Source organism: Streptomyces sp. NPDC048288 (genome assembly GCF_043201555.1).
Taxonomy (GTDB): domain Bacteria; phylum Actinomycetota; class Actinomycetes; order Streptomycetales; family Streptomycetaceae; genus Streptomyces.
Genome location: NZ_JBICZD010000024.1, coordinates 66,573 through 83,953 on the forward strand (window position 1 = coordinate 66,573; position 17,381 = coordinate 83,953).

Sequence of the window (17,381 nt, forward strand, 5' to 3'; positions counted from 1 at the left end):
CCCGCCGGGCCTCACACCGCCAAGATCCCTTGGCTCGTGAACGCACATTTGTCACCGCAACGCCCCGTGCCGACAATGAGCTGCGCGCAAAGCGGTACTGGTAGTGGCGATCCGGTAGGGGGAACCGTTGTGCTCGTCCTGGACACGAACGACCTTCCGGTGGGCGAACGCATCGCCGCCTATCGTGCGGTGGCCATCGGAGAAGGCGGCGTCGACGCCGTCGAGGAGGAGGAGCCCGAGGCCAGAATCTGGCGAAGGATCGAGCTGTGGGAGCTGGGAACGCTCACCCTGTTCTCCAGCCAGGGCACCGGCATGCAGATCTCCCGGTCCCTCCGTCAGGCGCGACGAGACGGGATGGACACCGTAGCGATCAACGTTCATCTTCAGGGCAACGGCGGATTCGCCTGGAACGGCCATCAGCAGCGCATGGAGCCGGAGAGCCTGTCCCTGGCGCACATGCCCAGCGGATACGAATACTCCTGGTCCGGCACCGGATCCACGCTGGCCTTCATGTTCGACACCGAACGCCTCACTCTGCGGACGGACACGGTGCGCGCGTCGATTCCCTTCCTTCACCACAGCCCCATCGGCAGGCTGCTGGCGCATCATGTCCGGGGTCTGCACGGTATCGCCGACCAGATCGGTGACGGCCTGGAAGCCGAGGCCCTCGCCAATGCCACGGCGGAACTCACCCGCGCCTGGATCGTGTCCGCCGCGGGCAGCGATCGCATCCGCGCCCAGGTCGCCCGGGAGACGCTCCTCACACGCGTTCTGGCGTACGTCCGCGCCCACCTCAGGGAGCCCGACCTCACTCCCCAGCGCATCGCCTGGGCCCACAACACGTCCGTCCGGACCCTGTACCGGCTCTGCGAGAGTGGTGGGCTCAGCCTCGAAAAGTGGATCATCCGACGCCGGCTCGAAGGCGCCCGCAACGACCTGGCCGCACCCGCCCTTCAGCACCGCACGATCGAGTCCGTCGCCCGCTCCTGGGGCTTCACCAGCGCGGCGTATTTCTCCCGCCGGTTCCGCGAAACCTACGGCACGACTCCCAGCGAATGGCGCCGACTGTCCAGCACGCCGACGACACTTTCCCCGATTTCCCCCGCGACTGGGAAAAGCCGCCCCACCGCATGAACGCCGCACCTACCCGTCCGGCCTGCTGAGCACCACGAGCGAACGCACCTCATTCAAAAGTGAGCACATTGGCAAACCCCGCCGGTCATGTGCCGCGCCAGGCCGCAGTGGTGGCCCCGGTCAGCCGGCGCAGTGTCACCGCGGTCACCGCCCGCTACACCCGCGACTCCGAACCGCGGGTACTCGTACCGTCAGCGTGTCCAGAGCGACAGCTGTGGTGGTCGGGGCGTCGTTTCCGCTGCGGGAAGACGCGCGGGAGGCAAGTGCTAACCGCGTACCGGCACGATCCGGTGGCCGCGGCGGGGGCCGGGGGCGTCGAGGAGGGTGACGCCGAGGTGGCCGCGGCCGATCAGCCAGGCGGCGGGGGCGACGACCAGGGTCACACAGGCCGCGACCACGCTGACCGGGAGGAGCAGCGGCGGCGACTGCCCCGCCGGGAGGGCCCGGCCGCCCTCGTGGACGGCGTAGGCGAGCGAGACGGCGAAGACCGCGAGGGAGACCAGGGAGACGGCCCGCCAGGTCGTGCGGACCCGCCGGGTGCGGCCGTGGTCGCGGACCTCGGCGAGGACCGCGACCGCGCAGACGGGGCACTCCAGTTCGACCCGGTCGCGGCCCACGGCCGGCCGGACCAGCCGGAAGTCACGGGTGGCCCAGGCGGCGGACCGCGTCCTGGGTCGCCCGGTATCGCCCGCCCTATGGCGTACGGCCACTTTCACGGTCCTGGGTCCCTTCATGCCGGACAGTGTGGTGCCGGGGCACAGGTGTGCGCAGCGGTTTGCCCGGTCGGGTTTGCGACCGGGTCCGGCGGGGAAGGCCCGGCCGCCGTGCGACCCCTGATGACACGGTTGCCGGAGGTGCCCGAGTGATACTCGGCACATGGCAGCCACGGATCTCCACACGCTCCTGAAGTCGCTCCGCGTCTGGTCCCCCGGGACCACGGAGCTACGGCCGTTCGACCCGGCGTCGGCACCCGACGCCCCGCTCCCGCTCTTCACCACCTGGTTCGCGGAGGCGGTGGCGGCCGGGCAGCCCGAGCCGCACACCATGTCGCTGGCGACGACGGACAAGGAGGGCCGGGCGGACGTACGGATCGTGATGCTGCACGGCGCGGACCCGGACGGCTGGTCCTTCGGGTCCCACGTGACCAGCCGCAAGGGACACCAGCTGAACGCCCGCCCGTACGCGGCCCTCGTCTTCTACTGGCCGGTGCTGGGCCGCCAGATCCGGCTCCGCGGCCCGGTCACCGCCGCCCCCTCCGAGGAGAGCCAGGCAGACCTCCACGCCCGCTCGACCGGCGCCCTGGCCGCCGCGCTCACCGGTCTGCAGAGCGGCCCCCTGTCCTCGCTGCAGGAACTGCGCGAGGCCTCCGACGCAGCCTGGGAACGCGCCCGCACCGACCCCGCCGCCCTCTCCCCGACCTGGACGCTCTACCGGCTCCGCCCGGAAGAGGCCGAGTTCTTCCAGGGCGACCCGGAACGACGACACGTACGCCTGCGATACGACGCGCAGGAGGACGGGACCTGGCAGCGGCAGCTGCTGTGGCCGTGAGCGGACACAGTCGCCATGGCCGTGAGCGGACGCGGTTGCCCTGGCCGTGAGCGGACGCGGCCGCAGCGGCTCTGAGCAGGCGCGGCTGCAGCGGCTCTGAGCAGACGCAGCCACCGCGACCGGGAACAGACGCAGCTTCCACGACCACGAGCAGACGCGACCGCCATGGCCGCGAGCAGACGCGACCGCCATGGCCGCGAGCAGACGCGGTCGCCATGGCCGCGAGCAGGCGCGGTCGCCATGGCCGCGAGCAGGCGCGGTCGCCATGGCTGTGAGCGGCGGCGCTCACCCCGCCCGTTCTCCGAACGCGTACTCCGCCCAGTCGGCCACCCGCCGGTAGCCGATGCGCTGGTACAGGGCGTTGCTCGTCGGGTTGGCGAGGTCCGTGAAGAGCAGGAGCTCGCCGACCCCCGAGGCCAGCGCCGCGCGGCTGACCTGCGCCGTCACCGCCCCCGCGTAGCCGCGGCCGCGCAACTCCCGCGGGGTGTAGACGGGTGCGATCCGGGCCTGTCCGGCGACCGTCGGGGTGACGCCGGCCATGGAGACGGGGGTGCCGTCGGGCGTCTCCCAGAGGGTGACACCGCCGTACGAGAGCCGGAAGTCGGCCCAGTCCGCGCCGCCCCGGCCGCCGTGCGTGCCCGCGTCCTCGACGAACCCGTCGTGCCAGCGGACCAGCAACTCCCGGTCGGCCTCGCCCGCGACCCGGGCCCGGCCCTCGGGCATCGGCGACGGGTTCGTCAACTCGGCCAGCCGGTAGAGCCGGTGCCGGTCGTGGAGCCGCGCGGACACCCCGGTCCGCCGCTGCCACGCCGCCGCGAACGCCTCCGCCGTGGCCCGCTCGGAGGCGAAGCCGGTGACGGGACGGCCCAGATCCACGAGAACGGCGGCCAGGGTCTCGGCCTCGTCGGCGGTGAGCCGGGTGGCGCCCACGGCGTACGGCGGGGTGTGCAGCAGCGTGGCGCCGACACCGCCGTCCTCCCGGACGAGGCACCCGAGGAGCGCCGGCCGGTCGCCGTAGGCCCGCGGGCCGCTCCGCCGGAGCCGCTCCGTCACCGTCAGCTGGACGGTGTGCAGATCAGGGCGCGAGTGGAGGAAGTCCCGTGTGCGGGCGAGGAATTCGTCGACGTCGGTGGTGAAGTGCCAGCCGGCCGCGTGCCGGTCGGCTGCTTGGGTTCCGGGTTCCATGGTCGATGGTCCCCTCCGGCCGCCCCGCCCGGCATCCGAATTAGGCGCCGTCGGCGGCCCCCGGATCCGTCGCGAGGCGGGCGTGCAGGTGGACGTCGCGGAACGCGTTCTGGCGGCCCGCCTCGAACATCGCGCCGCGCAGTGTGCCCTCGTAGGGGAAGCCGCACGTCTGCGCGACGCGGCAGGACACCTCGTGGCCGAGGGCGTGGCCCAGCTCCAGGCGGTACAGGCCGAGTTCGGCGAAGGTCCAGTCGGTGGCCAGGGCGAGGGCGCGGGTGGCGACCCGGCGGCCGCGCGCCTCGGGCAGCACCCAGTAGCCGACCCGGGCCGACCGGAACACCCGGTCGATCACGTTGATGCCGACATGGCCGAGGGTCGTACCGCTCTGCGCGTCCGCGATCCGGAACGGCGCGCAGGTGCCGTCGGCCGCCTGTGCCAGCTGCCTGACCATGGCGGCCCGGGCGCCGGCGAGGTCGATGTCCGGGGTGAGCGGGGTGTTCCAGCGGAGGAAGTCCGGGTCGGCCCGGCCGCGCCACCAGGCCTCGACATGGGACTCCTGGTCCGGGTCCCAGCGGTCCAGCCGCAGGCCGTGTCCGTGGGGGACGGCGTCGGGGCGGTGGCCGGCGGGCTGTTCGTGGGTCTGGGCCATGAGGCCATTGAAACTCCTGTGCCGGGTGACGGCCCAGCGTGTTTCAGCGCACCTCGGGGCGGAACACCGGCACGCCCTCCCGGAAGGCGACCGTCAGCCGGAGCCCGGCGTCCGGCTCGGGGGCGTCCACCAGCTCGGTCATCATGCGCGGGCCCTCCGCCAGGTCGACCACGGCGGCCACGTAGGGGACCCGGTCGCCGAACGGCGGGAGGTCGTTGCGGTGCACGACGGACCAGGTGTAGAGGGTCGCCCGGCCGGTCGCGGGCTCCCAGTCGACGTCCTCGCTCCAGCAGTGCGGGCAGAACTCCCGGGGGTAGTGGTGGGCCCGGCCGCAGGCACGGCAGCGGCGCAACAGCAGCCGCCCCTCGGCCGCGGCCTCCCAGTAGGGGCGGGTGAAGGCGTCCGGTTCGGGGAGGTCGAAGCGGGGGGCATCCATGGATCTGACGGTACGTCAGGCGCCTTGGAAAGCCGAGAGCCGGATCGGAAAAGCCTGTGCACTTCCCGTGGGGCTGTGCGCCGCCCATGAATCCCGGCGAATTGTTGACGATTTTGTCGGCGGTCACCTACGTTCGCAGACGCAAGGCCAAGGAGTCCGAAGACGAGGGGCAGCACGGTGAAGCACAGGTCAGTGAAGCGCAGGACGGTCGTCATGGGTATCGGCGCCACGGCCGGTGTCGCGGCGGTCGGCGGCATCGCGCTCAGCGCGCAGGCGTCGAGCGACTCGTCGTCGGGCTCGGCGGGTGCGGCGGGCTCCCTGGCGTTCGACCCGGACGGGTATTCCAAGCTGACCACGACCGTCACGGACACGGCGGGCACCGAGCACAATGTGACATACCACTTCTGGAAGGCGATCACCTACGTCGCCAACCCGGTGGACGAGACCTACCAGTCCCTGATCGTCAGCGCCCCCGTCGAGATCGACGGTACGGCCGTCGACCCGACCGACGCCCCGATCCTGCTCGCCAACTCCATCGGCGGCTACATGCCCTCCTCCGTTGCGGACGCCACCGAGGTCGGCGGCGGCGGTTCGGCGATGGGCGGCGGCGCGGCCCCCAGCGGGGCGGCCCCCAGCTCCTCCACGAGCGCGGCCCCCAACGCGAACGCCAACACCAACGCCACCGGCGGCGCCACGGCGAGCAACCAGCTCCTCGCGCTCGCCGCCGGGTACGTCGTGATCGAGCCCGGCGCCCGCGGTCGTACCCTCAAGAACTCCGACGGCGAGTACTACGGCACCGCGCCCGCCGCGATCGTCGACCTCAAGGCGGCCGTCCGCTACATCAAGGCCAACAAGGGCCTGATCCCCGGTGACGTCGACAAGATCGTCTCCGCCGGTACGAGTGCCGGTGGCGCCCTGTCCTCGCTGCTCGGCGCGTCCGGCGACAGCCCGATCTACGAGAAGTACCTGAAGGAGCTGGGCGCGGCCGACGCCTCCGACGCGATCTTCGCGGTCGGCGCCTGGTGCCCGATCACCGACCTGGAGCACGCCGACGGCGCCTACGAGTGGAACTGGGGCACCAACGACCTCTCCACCGGCAAGCAGGTCGACCAGACCGTCTCCAAGCAGCTCAAGGCGCAGTTCGCCGAGTACCAGGCGGGTCTGAAGCTGCGCGGCCTGGACGGCTTCGGCCCGCTGAACGCCCGCAACTACGACGACTACCTGGTCGAGCAGTACCTCCAGCCGTCGGCCACCACGTACCTCGCCGCCCTCTCGGACGCGGACCGCGCGACGTATCTCGCCGCCAACACCTTCATCACCTGGTCCGCCGGCAAGGCCACCTTCGGCTGGGACGACTTCCTCACCCACGTCGGCGCCCGCAAGAAGGACACCCCGGCCTTCGACGCCTTCGACCTGTCGGCGGGCGAGAACAATGAATTCGGAGCCGGTACGACGGAGAACCGTCACTTCACGGCGTTCGGCGCGAAGAATGACACCACCGGCCTCAGCAGCAGGCGGGTCGCCGCCGACATCCCCGAGAAGCTGAACCTGATGAACCCGATGTACCACCTGGTGGAGAAGGTCAACGACCGCCGCTCCAAGCACTGGTGGATCCGCCTCGGCACCAGCGACTCCGACACCTCGCACGTCATCTCCGCGAACCTGGCCGCCCGCCTGGACAACCTCGGCGACGACGTGAACCACCTCTACTACTGGGACCAGGGCCACGGTGCCAACACCGACCCGGGCGACTTCATCACCTGGATCGCCGATGTCACCTCCTTCGGCAAGGACAAGGGCGCGGACAAGAAGGGCAAGCGGAATTAACAGGCCGCCGCGGAAGTAAGAAGCTCTCACAATCGAGATAGAGCTCTCACGGCCGCGATAGCCTCCCCGAACGCGGTGTTCTTTCCCGTCTGTCTAAGGACACCGCCCACCCGTGACGTCGGGCCCCAGCGCACCGGGGCCCGACGTCACGGGCCTTTCTTTTTCGGCCGGATGCGGACCGGATGAGGTGGGCTACGCCACAAGTCCCACCCACTTCTCCTACCGGTGTGATCAATCCGCAACCAATTCCGGTCTTGACCGAGACCCATCAACGTGAAGCGTGATTACGCTCGCGCTCATGGCCGTGTTTCCCCCCACCGTTTCCCCCGTCTACGTCATCGGCGCAGGCCCCGGAGGGCTCGCCGCCGCGTATGCGCTGCGGGCCCGGGGCGTCCGCGCCGTAGTCCTGGAGAAGTCGGACGAGGTCGGCGCGTCCTGGCGCCGGCACTACGACCGGCTCCACCTGCACACCACCCGCCGGCTCTCCGCGCTCCCCGGCCTGCCCATGCCGCGCCGCTTCGGCCGCTGGGTCTCCCGCGACAACGTGGTGCGGTACCTGGAGAAGTACGCCGAGCACCATGAACTGGAGATCGTCACCGGGGTCGAGGTCTCCCGCGTGGAGCGCTCGGCCGACGGCGAGGGCTGGCTGCTGCACGCCACCGGCGGCCGGGAGCTGACCGGCTCGGCGGTGGTGGTCGCCACCGGCTTCAACCACACGCCCCGCATCCCCGACTGGCCCGGCCGGGACGGTTTCGGCGGCGAGTTCCTGCACGCCGGCCAGTACCGGGACGCCGGGCCCTTCGCGGGCCGGGACGTCCTGGTCGTCGGCCCCGGCAACACCGGTGCCGAGATCGCCGTCGACCTGGTGGAGGGCGGCGCGGCCCGGGTCCGGCTGGCCGTCCGCACGGTCCCGCACATCGTGCGCCGCTCCACCGCCGGCTGGGCCGCCCAGTACAACTCCATCCTGGTACGACGGCTGCCGACCGGCCTGGTCGACCGGCTCGCCCGCACCATGGCCAAGGTCAGCGTGCCCGACCTGGCCGCCCAGGGCCTGCCCCGCCCCGGCAGCGGGCTCTACAGCCGGGTCAAGCAGGGTGCCATCCCGATCCTGGACGTCGGCCTGATCGACGCGGTGCGCCAGGGCAGGGTCGAGATCACGGCCGCCGTCGAGGGCTTCGAGGACGGCAAGGTCGTCCTCGCCGACGGCACCCTCCTCTCCCCCGACGCGGTGATCGCCGCGACCGGGTACGTCCGCGGCCTTGAGGGCCTGGTCGGCCATCTCGACGTCCTCGACGAGCGCGGCCGTCCCACCGCCCACGGCCCCCGCGCCCCGAAGAACGCACCCGGCCTCTACTTCACCGGGTACACCAACCCCATCAGCGGCATGTTCCGCGAGATGGCGATCGACGCGGAGAAGATCGCCAAGGCGGTCGCCAAGCGGCAGCGCGTGGCGTAGAAAACCTCAACCTCCTTACGTACGACCTCTGTTACGCATGTGACCGATGCGACGAGAGTTCTTTGTTACCTGCGGTAGCACTGTGCCCCCGTGCGAGACCAGAATGTGAGCCCTGCTCAACTTTCCGGCTCCACCCCTCTCGCTCATGACGGAGGACGCACGTGGCACGTGAAAGACAGCTCTCCCCCCGGCCCGCCCCCGCCCAGCCCCTGTCCCGCCGCTCCCTGCTCGGCGGTGCCGCCGCCGGGGCCGTGGGTCTCACCGCGGTCACCGCGGGCACCGCGTCCGCGGCGAGCTCCCGGACCGTCGACGTCGCGATCGTCGGCGGCGGCCTCGCCGGGCTCACCGCGGCCCGCGACCTGGTGGCGGGCGGAAAGTCGGTCGCCGTCCTGGAGGCCCGGGACCGGGTCGGCGGCCGGGTGGTGAACCTGAAGCTGGCCAACGGCGGATTCACCGAGGGCGGCGGCGAGTTCATCGGCCCCACCCAGGACCGCATCAAGGCGCTGGCCGACTCCCTGGGCGTGGCGACCTTCACCACCTACAACACGGGCGACAACCTCCTCTACAAGGACGGCACCCGCACCCCGTACGACACCAGCGGCCTGCTCGGCTCGGTCCCGCCGGTGGACGCGGCCGGGCTCGCCAACGCGGCGATCGTGCAGTCCGAGCTGGACAGCATGGCCACGAAGGTGCCGGTGGACGCGCCCTGGACCGCCGCCAAGGCCGCCGAGTGGGACAAGCAGACCTTCGAGAGCTGGCTGAACGCCCACGCGATCGTGCCCTCCGCCAAGTTCCTGCTGGACCTGGCCTGTACGTCGATCTTCTCGGCCCAGCCCCGCGAACTCTCCCTTCTCTACGTCCTCTACTACATCGCCGCCGCCGGCAACGCCTCCACCGCCGGCACCCTGGAACGCCTCACCGACACGGCGAACGGCGCCCAGGAGTCCCGCTTCGTCGGCGGCTCCCAGCAGGTCCCGATCAAGCTCGCGGCGACCCTCGGCGACCGGGTGGTGCTGAGCGCCCCCGTCCACTCCATCACCAGGTCCGGCGGTTCCTACGTCGTCACCGCGGACGGCATCACGGTCACCGCGACCCGGGTCGTCGTCGCCGTACCGCCCCCGCTGGCCGCCCGCATCACCTACGACCCGCTGCTGCCGGCCGCCCGCGACCAGCTCACCCAGCGGATGCCGATGGGCTCGATCGGCAAGGCCATCGCCGTCTACGACACCCCCTTCTGGCGGGCCGACGGCCTCAACGGGCAGGCCGTCAGCGACTCCGGCGTGGTCCGCTCCACCTTCGACAACTCCCCGCCGGACGCCTCCTACGGCGCCCTGATGGGCTTCATCGAGGCCGACGAGATGCGGGCCTACGACGCGGCGAGCACCGACGACGTCAAGGCCGCCGTCCTGGCCGACTACGTCAACTACTTCGGGGACAAGGCCAAATCCCCCACCTCCTTCGTGCTGCAACGCTGGGACAATGAAGGCTTCTCCCGGGGCGGCCCGGTGGCCTACGCGCCGCCCGGTGTGCTGACCGAGTACGGTGCCGCGCTGCGCGAACCGGCGGGCGGCATCCACTGGGCCGGCACGGAGACCTCGACGTTCTGGACGGGCTTCATGGACGGAGCGGTGCGCTCGGGCGAACGGGTGGCGAAGGAGGTACTGACGGCGCTGGGGTGACAGCGCGGGCACCTCCGGCTGTTTTCGGCCTCAACTTTGCGTGCACACCCGTTCCTGACGCAGTGTCAGTTCAGTAATCTGACACTGCGTCAGTTAATTGTGCTGTCACACAGGAGCGGGCGGAACGATGCTTGGATCAACCCACGGCACCCTCACCACCGACTCCCGCCGGGCCAGGGCCATCGCCTGCGGTGAGCAGCGTCCCGGGCCCGCCGTCCACGGACGGGCGGCCGATTCGGACGAGCTGGACGTCAGCGGACGGCCGCTGTACGCGGACGTACCGGATCTGGACAGGTTCTTCCGGCCGGAGTCCGTCGCCGTGGTCGGCGCCTCGGACGCCGACGGACGGCCCAACACCGGCATCACCCGGCAGATTCTCGACTGGGCCGGGCGGGTCGGGGCCCGGGTGCACCCGGTGCATCCGACCCGGCCGTCGGTCTTCGGCATCCCCTGTGCTCCTTCCGTCGCCGACCTGCCGGAGCAGGTCGATCTCGCGGTACTCCTGGTCGCCGACCCCCTTCCGGTGATCGAGGAACTGGCCGAGGCCAAGGTGAAGTTCGCCGTCGCCTTCGCCTCCGGGTTCGCGGAGACCGGCGAGGAGGGCGCGGCCGCCCAGACCCGGCTCGCGGCCGCCGTCCGCCGCTCCGGTCTCCGCCTGCTCGGCCCGAACACCAACCTCAACGCCTTCGAGCGGTTCCGGGACGACCTGGACGGCCCGGCGATCGCCCTGATCACCCAGTCCGGACACCAGGGCCGGCCGGTCTTCGCCGCGCAGGAACTCGGCATCCGCCTCTCGCACTGGGCCCCCACCGGCAACGAGGCCGACCTGGAGACCGCCGACTTCATCTCCTACTTCGCCGAACGCCCCGAGGTCGGCGCCATCGCCTGCTACGTCGAGGGCCTGAAGGACGGCCGCGCCTTCCTGCTCGCCGCCGACCGCGCGGCCCGCCGCCAGGTGCCGGTGGTCGCCGTGAAGGTCGGCCGCACCGAGGCCGGCGCCCGCACCGCCGCCTCCCACACCGGCAAGCTGACCGGCGCGGACGACGTGGTCGACGCGGCGCTACGGCAGTACGGGGTGATCCGCGTCGACGGCCTCGACGAACTCCAGGACACCGCCGCCCTGCTGGCCCGGGCCCGGGCACCGCGCGCCGACGGGGTCGTGGTCTATTCGATCTCGGGCGGCACGGGGGCGCACGCCGCCGACCTGGCGTCCGGCCTGGGGCTGCGGCTGCCGGTGCTGTCCGAGGCGCGCCAGGCCGAACTGCACCAGTGGATACCGGAGTACCTGAGCGTGGCCAACCCGGTGGACAACGGCGGGCACCCGGTGGGCGACTGGCGCGGCCGGAAGATCATCGACTCGATTCTCGCGGACCCGGAGGTCGGGGTGCTGATCTGCCCGATCACCGGTCCCTTCCCGCCGCTGAGCGACAAGCTCGTCCAGGACCTGGTCGACGCGGCCGAGGCCAGCGACAAGCTGGTGTGCGTGGTGTGGGGCTCGCCGGTCGGCACCGAAGCCGCCTACCGCGAGGTCCTGCTCGGCTCCTCCCGGGTGGCCACCTTCCGCACGGTCGGCAACTGCCTCACCGCCGTCCGCGCCTACCTCGACCACCACCGCTTCGTGAGCGCCTACCGCTCCCCCTTCGACGAGGCCCCGCGCACCCCCTCGCCCTCCTACCGCAAGGCGCTCGCGCTGATGCGGCCGGGGCAGCAGCTGAGCGAGCACGCGGCGAAGCAGCTGCTGCGCGCGTACGGCATACGGGTGCCGCGCGAGCAGCTGGTGACCAGCGCGGCGGCGGCGGTGCGCGCGGCGGGGCTGGTCGGCTACCCGGTGGTGATGAAGGCGTCCGGCGGGCAGATCGCCCACAAGACCGAGCTGGGCCTGGTGAAGATCGGGCTGACCTCCGCCAGCCAGGTCCGCGACGCTTACCGGGAGCTGACCGACATCGCCCGCTACGAGGGGGTGACCCTCGACGGGGTGCTGGTCTGCCAGATGGTCGAGCGGGGCGTGGAGATGGTCGTCGGGGTCACGCACGACGACCTGTTCGGGCCGACGGTGACCGTGGGCCTCGGCGGAGTGCTGGTCGAGGTTCTGCACGACGCCGCCGTACGCGTCCCGCCCTTCGGCGAGGAGCAGGCCCGGGACATGCTCGCCGAGCTGCGCGGGCGGGCCCTGCTGGACGGGGTCCGGGGGCGGCCGCCGGCCGATCTCGAAGCCCTCGTCGAGGTGATCCTCCGCGTGCAGCGCATGGCCCTGGAACTCGGTGACCAGCTCGCCGAGCTCGACATCAACCCGCTGATGGTGCTGGAACAGGGGCAGGGCGCGGTGGCGCTGGACGCGTTGGCGGTGTGTCGCTGAGATGAACATGACCAAATCCCCCGAAGAGCCGGAAATATCCGTTGAGTCATTGGTACTGCACGCCACTGACAACCGGGTCGCCCAGCTCACCCTCAACCGTCCCGAATCCCTCAACGCCATCACCCCTGACCAGCGGGAACGTCTCATCCAACTGTTTTCCGCGGCCTCCGCCGACCCGGAGATCGGAGCCGTCGTCCTCACGGGAACGGGCCGGGGCTTCTGCGCCGGCGCCGACCTCCGCGGCGGCGCCGGCGCGGCCGAACGCGTCCCCGGTGACGTGGCCCGCACCATCCGCCTCGGCGCCCAGCGGCTGGTCGCCGCCGTCCTCGACTGCGAGAAACCGGTGATCGCGGCGGTCAACGGCACCGCCGCCGGCCTCGGCGCCCATCTCGCGCTCGCCTGCGACCTGGTCCTGGCCGCCGAATCGGCCCGCTTCATCGAGGTGTTCGTCCGCCGCGCCCTGGTCCCCGACGGCGGCGGCGCCTACCTCCTCCCGCGCCTGATCGGCCCGCACCGCGCCAAGGAGCTGATGTTCTTCGGCGACGCCCTCTCGGCGCCGGACGCGGAGCGGCTGGGCCTGGTCAACCGCGTCGTACCGGACGAGGAGCTGGCGAAGACTGCCCGGGCGTGGGCGGAGCGCCTCGCCACCGGCCCCACCCGCACCCTCGCTCTGACGAAGCAGCTGGTCAACACGTCGATGGACAGCGACCGGGCGACCGCTTTCGCCGCCGAGGCCGCCGCCCAGGAGATCAACATGACGACGCGGGACGCCCAGGAGGGCCTGCGGGCCTTCGTGGAACGCAGAAGCCCGGACTTCCGGGGCCGTTGAGACCGCACGGGCCGGCCGCGCGGGCCCGCCGTACGGCGGGCCCGGTCAGCCGTCGGCCGGTTCGAGGATGCGGAGCGTGCCCGCGTCCGGGTCGCCGAAGAGTACGAACAGCTGGGGGGACTTCTCGCTGCCGCCGATGGACCAGTGGGTGTTCTCGCCGCAGTCGGCGTCGAGGCTGAGCAGCACGCCGTCGCGGCCGGTGCCGGAGCTGTCGGCGTCGGGCTTCCAGGTACCGGACCCCTCGCACACGACGTAGTCACGGAACTCGACGTCGCCGACGGGAGGCTGGGCGGGCAGCCCGACGGCCTCGGCGCTGCCGTCCGCGCGCAGCCGCAGCTCGGCCCCGTCGTCGCCACGCCAGACCCCGGTCAGCCGGGCGACGGTCAGCTTCGGTGGCTCGTACTGCCGGATCAGGCCCGCCTCGGTGGCCACCACGCCGCCGCCGAAGGCCAGGAGGAACAGGGCGACCGAGCCGGGCACCGCCCACCGCCAGACGGCCGCCGGCCGCCAGGAACGCCTGCGGCCGTACGCGACGCCGAGGGCGGGCAGCAGGCCCAGTGCGGCCAGGACCGGAACCGTCGTGGTGAGCGGCCAGGACCACAGCAGCGCGGCCAGTCCGCCCCAGAGGACGGCCGGTGCCAACGGGGCCGCCAGATGCCACGCCCAGGACGGGCCGCCCGGGCGCCGGGCCGCGAGCCGGGCGAGCACCACCGCGGGCCGGGTCAGGACGAACGCCTGCACCACGCCCAGCACCGGCAGCAGCAGCCAGCCGAAGACCAGGAAGCACGCGGCACCCAGGGCACCGCCGGAGCCGGCGCCGTAGTCGTCGCCGCCGCTGCTCCCGGCCCACCACAGCACCGCCGCCGCGGGCAGCTGGGCCGCGCCCATCGCCGCGGCCACGCCCAGATCGTCGCGCGACCAGGACACCTCGCCGCCGCGCAGTCGTTCACGTATGTTTCCCCACCCCATAGGCGCAGCGTAAGTGTGTGCCCGCATCGCGCCGCTCACCACCCTTCCCATCTGACGATGCGTCAGCTTCAATGAAAAGGTGATGGGACACGCAGGGGCGGCCGCCGCCGCCGTCCGTTATCTCAGGTCGGCTCCCGGGCCGGGCCCCGTGGAGGCGCTGCCGCGCCCGGAGTTGCGGTGCGTACGCGCCGACGAGCGGGCCCCGGTCGACCAGACGGAGTTCCGGCGCGTCCTCGGGAACTTCGCGACCGGGGTGACCGTTGTCACCGCACCGGCCGCCGAAGGCGAGTCCTCCCCCGCCGGTTTCGCCTGCCAGTCCTTCTCCTCCCTCTCCCTCGACCCGCCCCTGATCTGCTTCATGGTCGGCCGCACGTCGGCCACCTGGCCGCGCATCGCCCGCGCGGGCGTCTTCTGCGTCAACGTCCTCGGCGCGGACCAGGGCGCGCTCTGCCGCGCCTTCGCGGTGAGCGGCGCGGACAAGTTCGCGGGCGTGGACTACGACGCGGCCCCGGTCTCGGGCGCGCCCCGGCTGACCGGCGCCGCCGCCTGGATCGACTGCGCGATCCACGCCGTGCACACGGGCGGCGACCACCTGATCGTCGTCGGCCGGGTCGACGCCCTGGGCACGGACGCCGACCCGGACCGGGCCCCGCTGCTGTTCCACCGGGGGCGGTTCGGCAGGCTGGAGAGCTAAAACGCAGACCTTATGCGGTTGGGGGGCCTTGCGCGGGCTCGGAAATCCGGGGCATTGTCCCGAGACGTCGCCGTACGATGCCCGGCATGACCATGGACGCCGCTCCCCGGGAGCGGATCCTCTTCCTCGAAGCCGTCGGCCGCGTCACCATCGCCGGCGCCGAACTCGAAATCGCCCTCAAGGCCCTGCTCGGCTCAATCGCTCACGAACCGACGCTGATCAGGTACGCCAACAACCAGAACACCAGCAAGCTCATCGAATTCTGCAAGCTGGCCCTGACCGTGGGGCACCTGGCGCCCGAGGACGTCACCGAGATCTCCGCCTGCCTGACTCGCGCGGACAAGTGCCGCGACCGCCGGAACACCATCGTCCACGCCATCTACGCGCCGGACGAGGCCGGTGTCGGCGTCGAGGCGATGAATCCCGTGCGGAAGAACCTGGGCTATCGCGTCTCCTCGATCTCCGCCGAGGAGATGGACGCGCTGGCCGACGAGGTCGCGGTCCTGCGCGACGACATGTTCCGCGCCGGCTGGAACGCGACCGCGGCCAAGATGCCTGGCATGGCCCCAATCCCGCCGCGTAAGCCGGGCGACACGGTGAACGGCGTACCCACCTGACGCCCGGTTGCGCGCAACCATCAGGCGCCAACCCCGGTCCGCAATCTGCCGCAATCCTCCGGCGCCCGGGCGCCATCGCCCGCATTCTGGACGTTCAAGCACCAGGCGACGGAGGCGGGATGACACTCAGGTTCCTTGGCACGACCAGTGACGGCGGGGACTGCCCCACCTTGTACGAGATCGAGGGCACCGACGAGATCCTCGTCCAGGGCGACCGCGAGACCGACCCCGCCCACCTCGTCCAGCTGCGGGACGTCAAGCCGTCCGAGACGTTCGTACGCGTCCCCCGCGACCTCCTCACCCGGTTCGCGCCGCGTCACGATTCCGCGGGCGTGATCCCGTTCCCCGAAGTCGCCAACGTCTTCTCTGACTTCAAGCACACCGCATGGCGGCTGGAGACTCGCCGCGGCTACGCCGCCGACCGGCACAGCGAGACGTGGGCACGCTGGCAGGCCGGCGAGGACGTCGCCCACGACGCCCCCGACGGGTGGCGGCGCAATGTCGCCGAGCAGACCGCGCGCGGCAAGACGTTCGGCCGGGTCCGACTCTTCGACGACCCGCCCACCGAGGGACAGCGGTTCCTGCTGACCCGGGCGCCGAGCAACGTGGCCGTCGGCGACGAGATCCACTACCTGTGGCGTACCGAGGCCGAACGGCTCGGCCTGCCTGACTTCGACTTCTGGCTCATCGATTCCCGCACCCTGCTGCGGTTCGTGTTCGACGAGGACGACACCACCCTCGGCGTGATCCGCTCCGAGGACCCAGCCGAGGTGCTCGCCGCCTGCCAGGCCCGCGATGCTGCCTGGCATCACGCTCTCCCTGCCGCCGACTTCGCCGAGCAGGTACGTTCCATGACGTGAGCACGGACTACCAATCCGGGCGCGTCTCCCTCGGCGCACGCATGCGGGAGCTGCGCACCGAGGCCGGGTACGACGGCAAGGGCATCGCCGAGCGGCTCGGCTGGCAGCGCTCCAAGGTCTCGCGGCTGGAGAACGGCAAGCAAACGCCCAGCCGCGAAGATCTGGAGCAGTGGGCCGAAGCCGTGGACCGGCCCGACGCAGCCGCCGAACTCGCCGGGCGCCTGGCCGGGCTGGAAACCCGGTACCGGTCGCTACGCCGGCAGTACGCCAACGGGCACCGCGCCCGCCAAGAGCAGGGCTTGGTGGAGACCGAGCGGACCACACTGCTCCGCGCCGTCGAAGTCATCCGGATCCCGGGCCTGCTCCAGACCCCGGAGTACGCGCGCGCCGTGTTCGCCGCAAACGCCCGCTTTCGCGATGTCCCGGGCGCAGACATCGAGGACGCCGTGCGAGCACGCATGCGCCGCCAGCAGGCCCTGTACGAGCCGGAGCAGTCATTCCGCATCCTGCTGTGGGAGGGCGCCCTGTACGCACTGAACGCACCGCGCGAGGTCATGGCAGCCCAACTGGACCGGCTCCGCTCGATGATCGGCATGAACACCGTGGAACTCGGGATCATCCCGTTCGCCGCCGAGCTGAAGCGTTCCCCGTCCCACGGGTTCTGGATCTACGACCGGCGGCTCGTCATCGTCGAGACCCTGTCGACGGAGATGTGGCTGGACGACGAGGAGTCCATCGCTCTGTACGAGAAGGCGTGGGACTGGCTCGCCGAGTCCGCGGTCCACGGGCCGACCGCACACCGGCTGATCGGCCGCGCGAGCGCCGCCCTGCACCTGTCGTAGCAACCTGCGGCAACCGCAATTCCCGTGCGCGCAATCCGACGCAATCGCTCTGCGGCCGCGCAATCGCCCTGCATACCGTCCTGCGTATGCCCCAACCGACCAGCTCCGTCATGCGGTACGAAGCCGGGGATGAGTGGCTCGCCGACTCCTCCGCGGATCCGAAACTCCTACGCCGCGCATGGGACACCAGCGCCCTCGCCCCCTTAGACGCCATTTCAGTTGGCGTGATCTTGCGGCAGTCTGGGGTGATGACTGCTGCGCTTGTCGAGCGGATGGCGCCGGAAGAGCTGTGGACGTTGT

At 71.6% G+C, this 17,381-nt stretch carries 16 protein-coding genes and 1 pseudogene; 12 read left to right on the forward strand and 5 right to left on the reverse strand.

Annotation, left to right across the window (positions count from 1 at the left end):
• Positions 1-129: 129 nt before the first annotated feature.
• Entirely contained in the window at positions 130-1,134 is a 1,005-nt protein-coding gene (locus ACGFZS_RS47695) for a helix-turn-helix domain-containing protein (RefSeq protein WP_393800483.1), read from the forward strand.
• Between the two features lie 266 nt (positions 1,135-1,400).
• Here the strand turns inward: ACGFZS_RS47695 and ACGFZS_RS47700 are convergent, their stop codons facing one another.
• A complete protein-coding gene (locus tag ACGFZS_RS47700) occupies positions 1,401-1,868 on the reverse strand; it encodes a hypothetical protein (protein WP_393800484.1) in 468 nt (155 codons plus the stop codon).
• 142 nt (positions 1,869-2,010) lie between these two features.
• Between ACGFZS_RS47700 and ACGFZS_RS47705 the strand changes: the two genes are divergently transcribed.
• Positions 2,011-2,682: a pyridoxal 5'-phosphate synthase gene (locus tag ACGFZS_RS47705; RefSeq protein WP_393800485.1), complete on the forward strand. Its 672-nt coding sequence runs from the start codon at positions 2,011-2,013 to the stop codon at positions 2,680-2,682.
• Positions 2,683-2,967: 285 nt separating this feature from the next.
• On the opposite strand, the gene ACGFZS_RS47710 is transcribed toward ACGFZS_RS47705, so the two are convergent.
• From ACGFZS_RS47710 to ACGFZS_RS47720, 3 genes are read right to left on the reverse strand one after another with little or no spacing between them, the layout of a single operon-like run.
• Positions 2,968-3,867 carry a GNAT family N-acetyltransferase gene (locus ACGFZS_RS47710; RefSeq protein ID WP_393800486.1) on the reverse strand — a complete coding sequence of 300 codons (900 nt, stop codon included), beginning with the start codon at positions 3,865-3,867 and terminating at the stop codon, positions 2,968-2,970.
• A gap of 40 nt (positions 3,868-3,907) precedes the next feature.
• The gene (locus ACGFZS_RS47715) at positions 3,908-4,516 is read right to left on the reverse strand and encodes a GNAT family N-acetyltransferase (protein ID WP_393800487.1); all 609 of its coding nucleotides are present in this window, start codon (positions 4,514-4,516) and stop codon (positions 3,908-3,910) included.
• Positions 4,517-4,559: 43 nt separating this feature from the next.
• Positions 4,560-4,952, reverse strand: a complete 393-nt coding sequence (locus ACGFZS_RS47720) for a Zn-ribbon domain-containing OB-fold protein (RefSeq protein ID WP_393800488.1) — start codon at positions 4,950-4,952, stop codon at positions 4,560-4,562.
• Positions 4,953-5,165: 213 nt separating this feature from the next.
• On the opposite strand from ACGFZS_RS47720, the gene ACGFZS_RS47725 reads away from it, so the two are divergent.
• The 5 genes from ACGFZS_RS47725 to ACGFZS_RS47745 all read left to right on the forward strand — a co-directional run bounded on the left by ACGFZS_RS47725 (position 5,166) and on the right by ACGFZS_RS47745 (position 13,099).
• Entirely contained in the window at positions 5,166-6,779 is a 1,614-nt protein-coding gene (locus tag ACGFZS_RS47725) for a subtype B tannase (RefSeq protein ID WP_393800489.1), read from the forward strand.
• Between the two features lie 298 nt (positions 6,780-7,077).
• The gene (locus tag ACGFZS_RS47730; RefSeq protein ID WP_393800490.1) at positions 7,078-8,235 is read left to right on the forward strand and encodes a flavin-containing monooxygenase; all 1,158 of its coding nucleotides are present in this window, start codon (positions 7,078-7,080) and stop codon (positions 8,233-8,235) included.
• A gap of 161 nt (positions 8,236-8,396) precedes the next feature.
• A complete protein-coding gene (locus tag ACGFZS_RS47735; protein WP_393800491.1) occupies positions 8,397-9,914 on the forward strand; it encodes a flavin monoamine oxidase family protein in 1,518 nt (505 codons plus the stop codon).
• 127 nt (positions 9,915-10,041) lie between these two features.
• A complete protein-coding gene (locus ACGFZS_RS47740) occupies positions 10,042-12,270 on the forward strand; it encodes an acetate--CoA ligase family protein (RefSeq protein WP_393800492.1) in 2,229 nt (742 codons plus the stop codon).
• Between the two features lie 7 nt (positions 12,271-12,277).
• Positions 12,278-13,099, forward strand: a complete 822-nt coding sequence (locus ACGFZS_RS47745; RefSeq protein ID WP_393800493.1) for an enoyl-CoA hydratase/isomerase family protein — start codon at positions 12,278-12,280, stop codon at positions 13,097-13,099.
• A gap of 45 nt (positions 13,100-13,144) precedes the next feature.
• On the opposite strand, the gene ACGFZS_RS47750 is transcribed toward ACGFZS_RS47745, so the two are convergent.
• A complete protein-coding gene (locus tag ACGFZS_RS47750; RefSeq protein ID WP_393800494.1) occupies positions 13,145-14,068 on the reverse strand; it encodes a hypothetical protein in 924 nt (307 codons plus the stop codon).
• 82 nt (positions 14,069-14,150) lie between these two features.
• Here ACGFZS_RS47750 and ACGFZS_RS47755 point away from each other — a divergent pair, with 82 nt between their 5' ends.
• The 5 genes and pseudogenes from ACGFZS_RS47755 to ACGFZS_RS47775 all read left to right on the forward strand — a co-directional run.
• The gene (locus tag ACGFZS_RS47755; RefSeq protein ID WP_393800495.1) at positions 14,151-14,762 is read left to right on the forward strand and encodes a flavin reductase family protein; all 612 of its coding nucleotides are present in this window, start codon (positions 14,151-14,153) and stop codon (positions 14,760-14,762) included.
• 86 nt (positions 14,763-14,848) lie between these two features.
• Positions 14,849-15,379, forward strand: a complete 531-nt coding sequence (locus ACGFZS_RS47760; protein ID WP_393800496.1) for a hypothetical protein — start codon at positions 14,849-14,851, stop codon at positions 15,377-15,379.
• A gap of 119 nt (positions 15,380-15,498) precedes the next feature.
• A complete protein-coding gene (locus ACGFZS_RS47765) occupies positions 15,499-16,239 on the forward strand; it encodes a DUF6879 family protein (RefSeq protein WP_393800497.1) in 741 nt (246 codons plus the stop codon).
• A complete protein-coding gene (locus ACGFZS_RS47770) occupies positions 16,236-17,081 on the forward strand; it encodes a helix-turn-helix domain-containing protein (protein ID WP_393800498.1) in 846 nt (281 codons plus the stop codon). The genes ACGFZS_RS47765 and ACGFZS_RS47770 overlap by 4 nt, the downstream gene beginning before the upstream one ends.
• Positions 17,082-17,167: 86 nt before the next feature.
• Positions 17,168-17,381: pseudogene (locus tag ACGFZS_RS47775) on the forward strand (hypothetical protein); the annotation flags it as partial.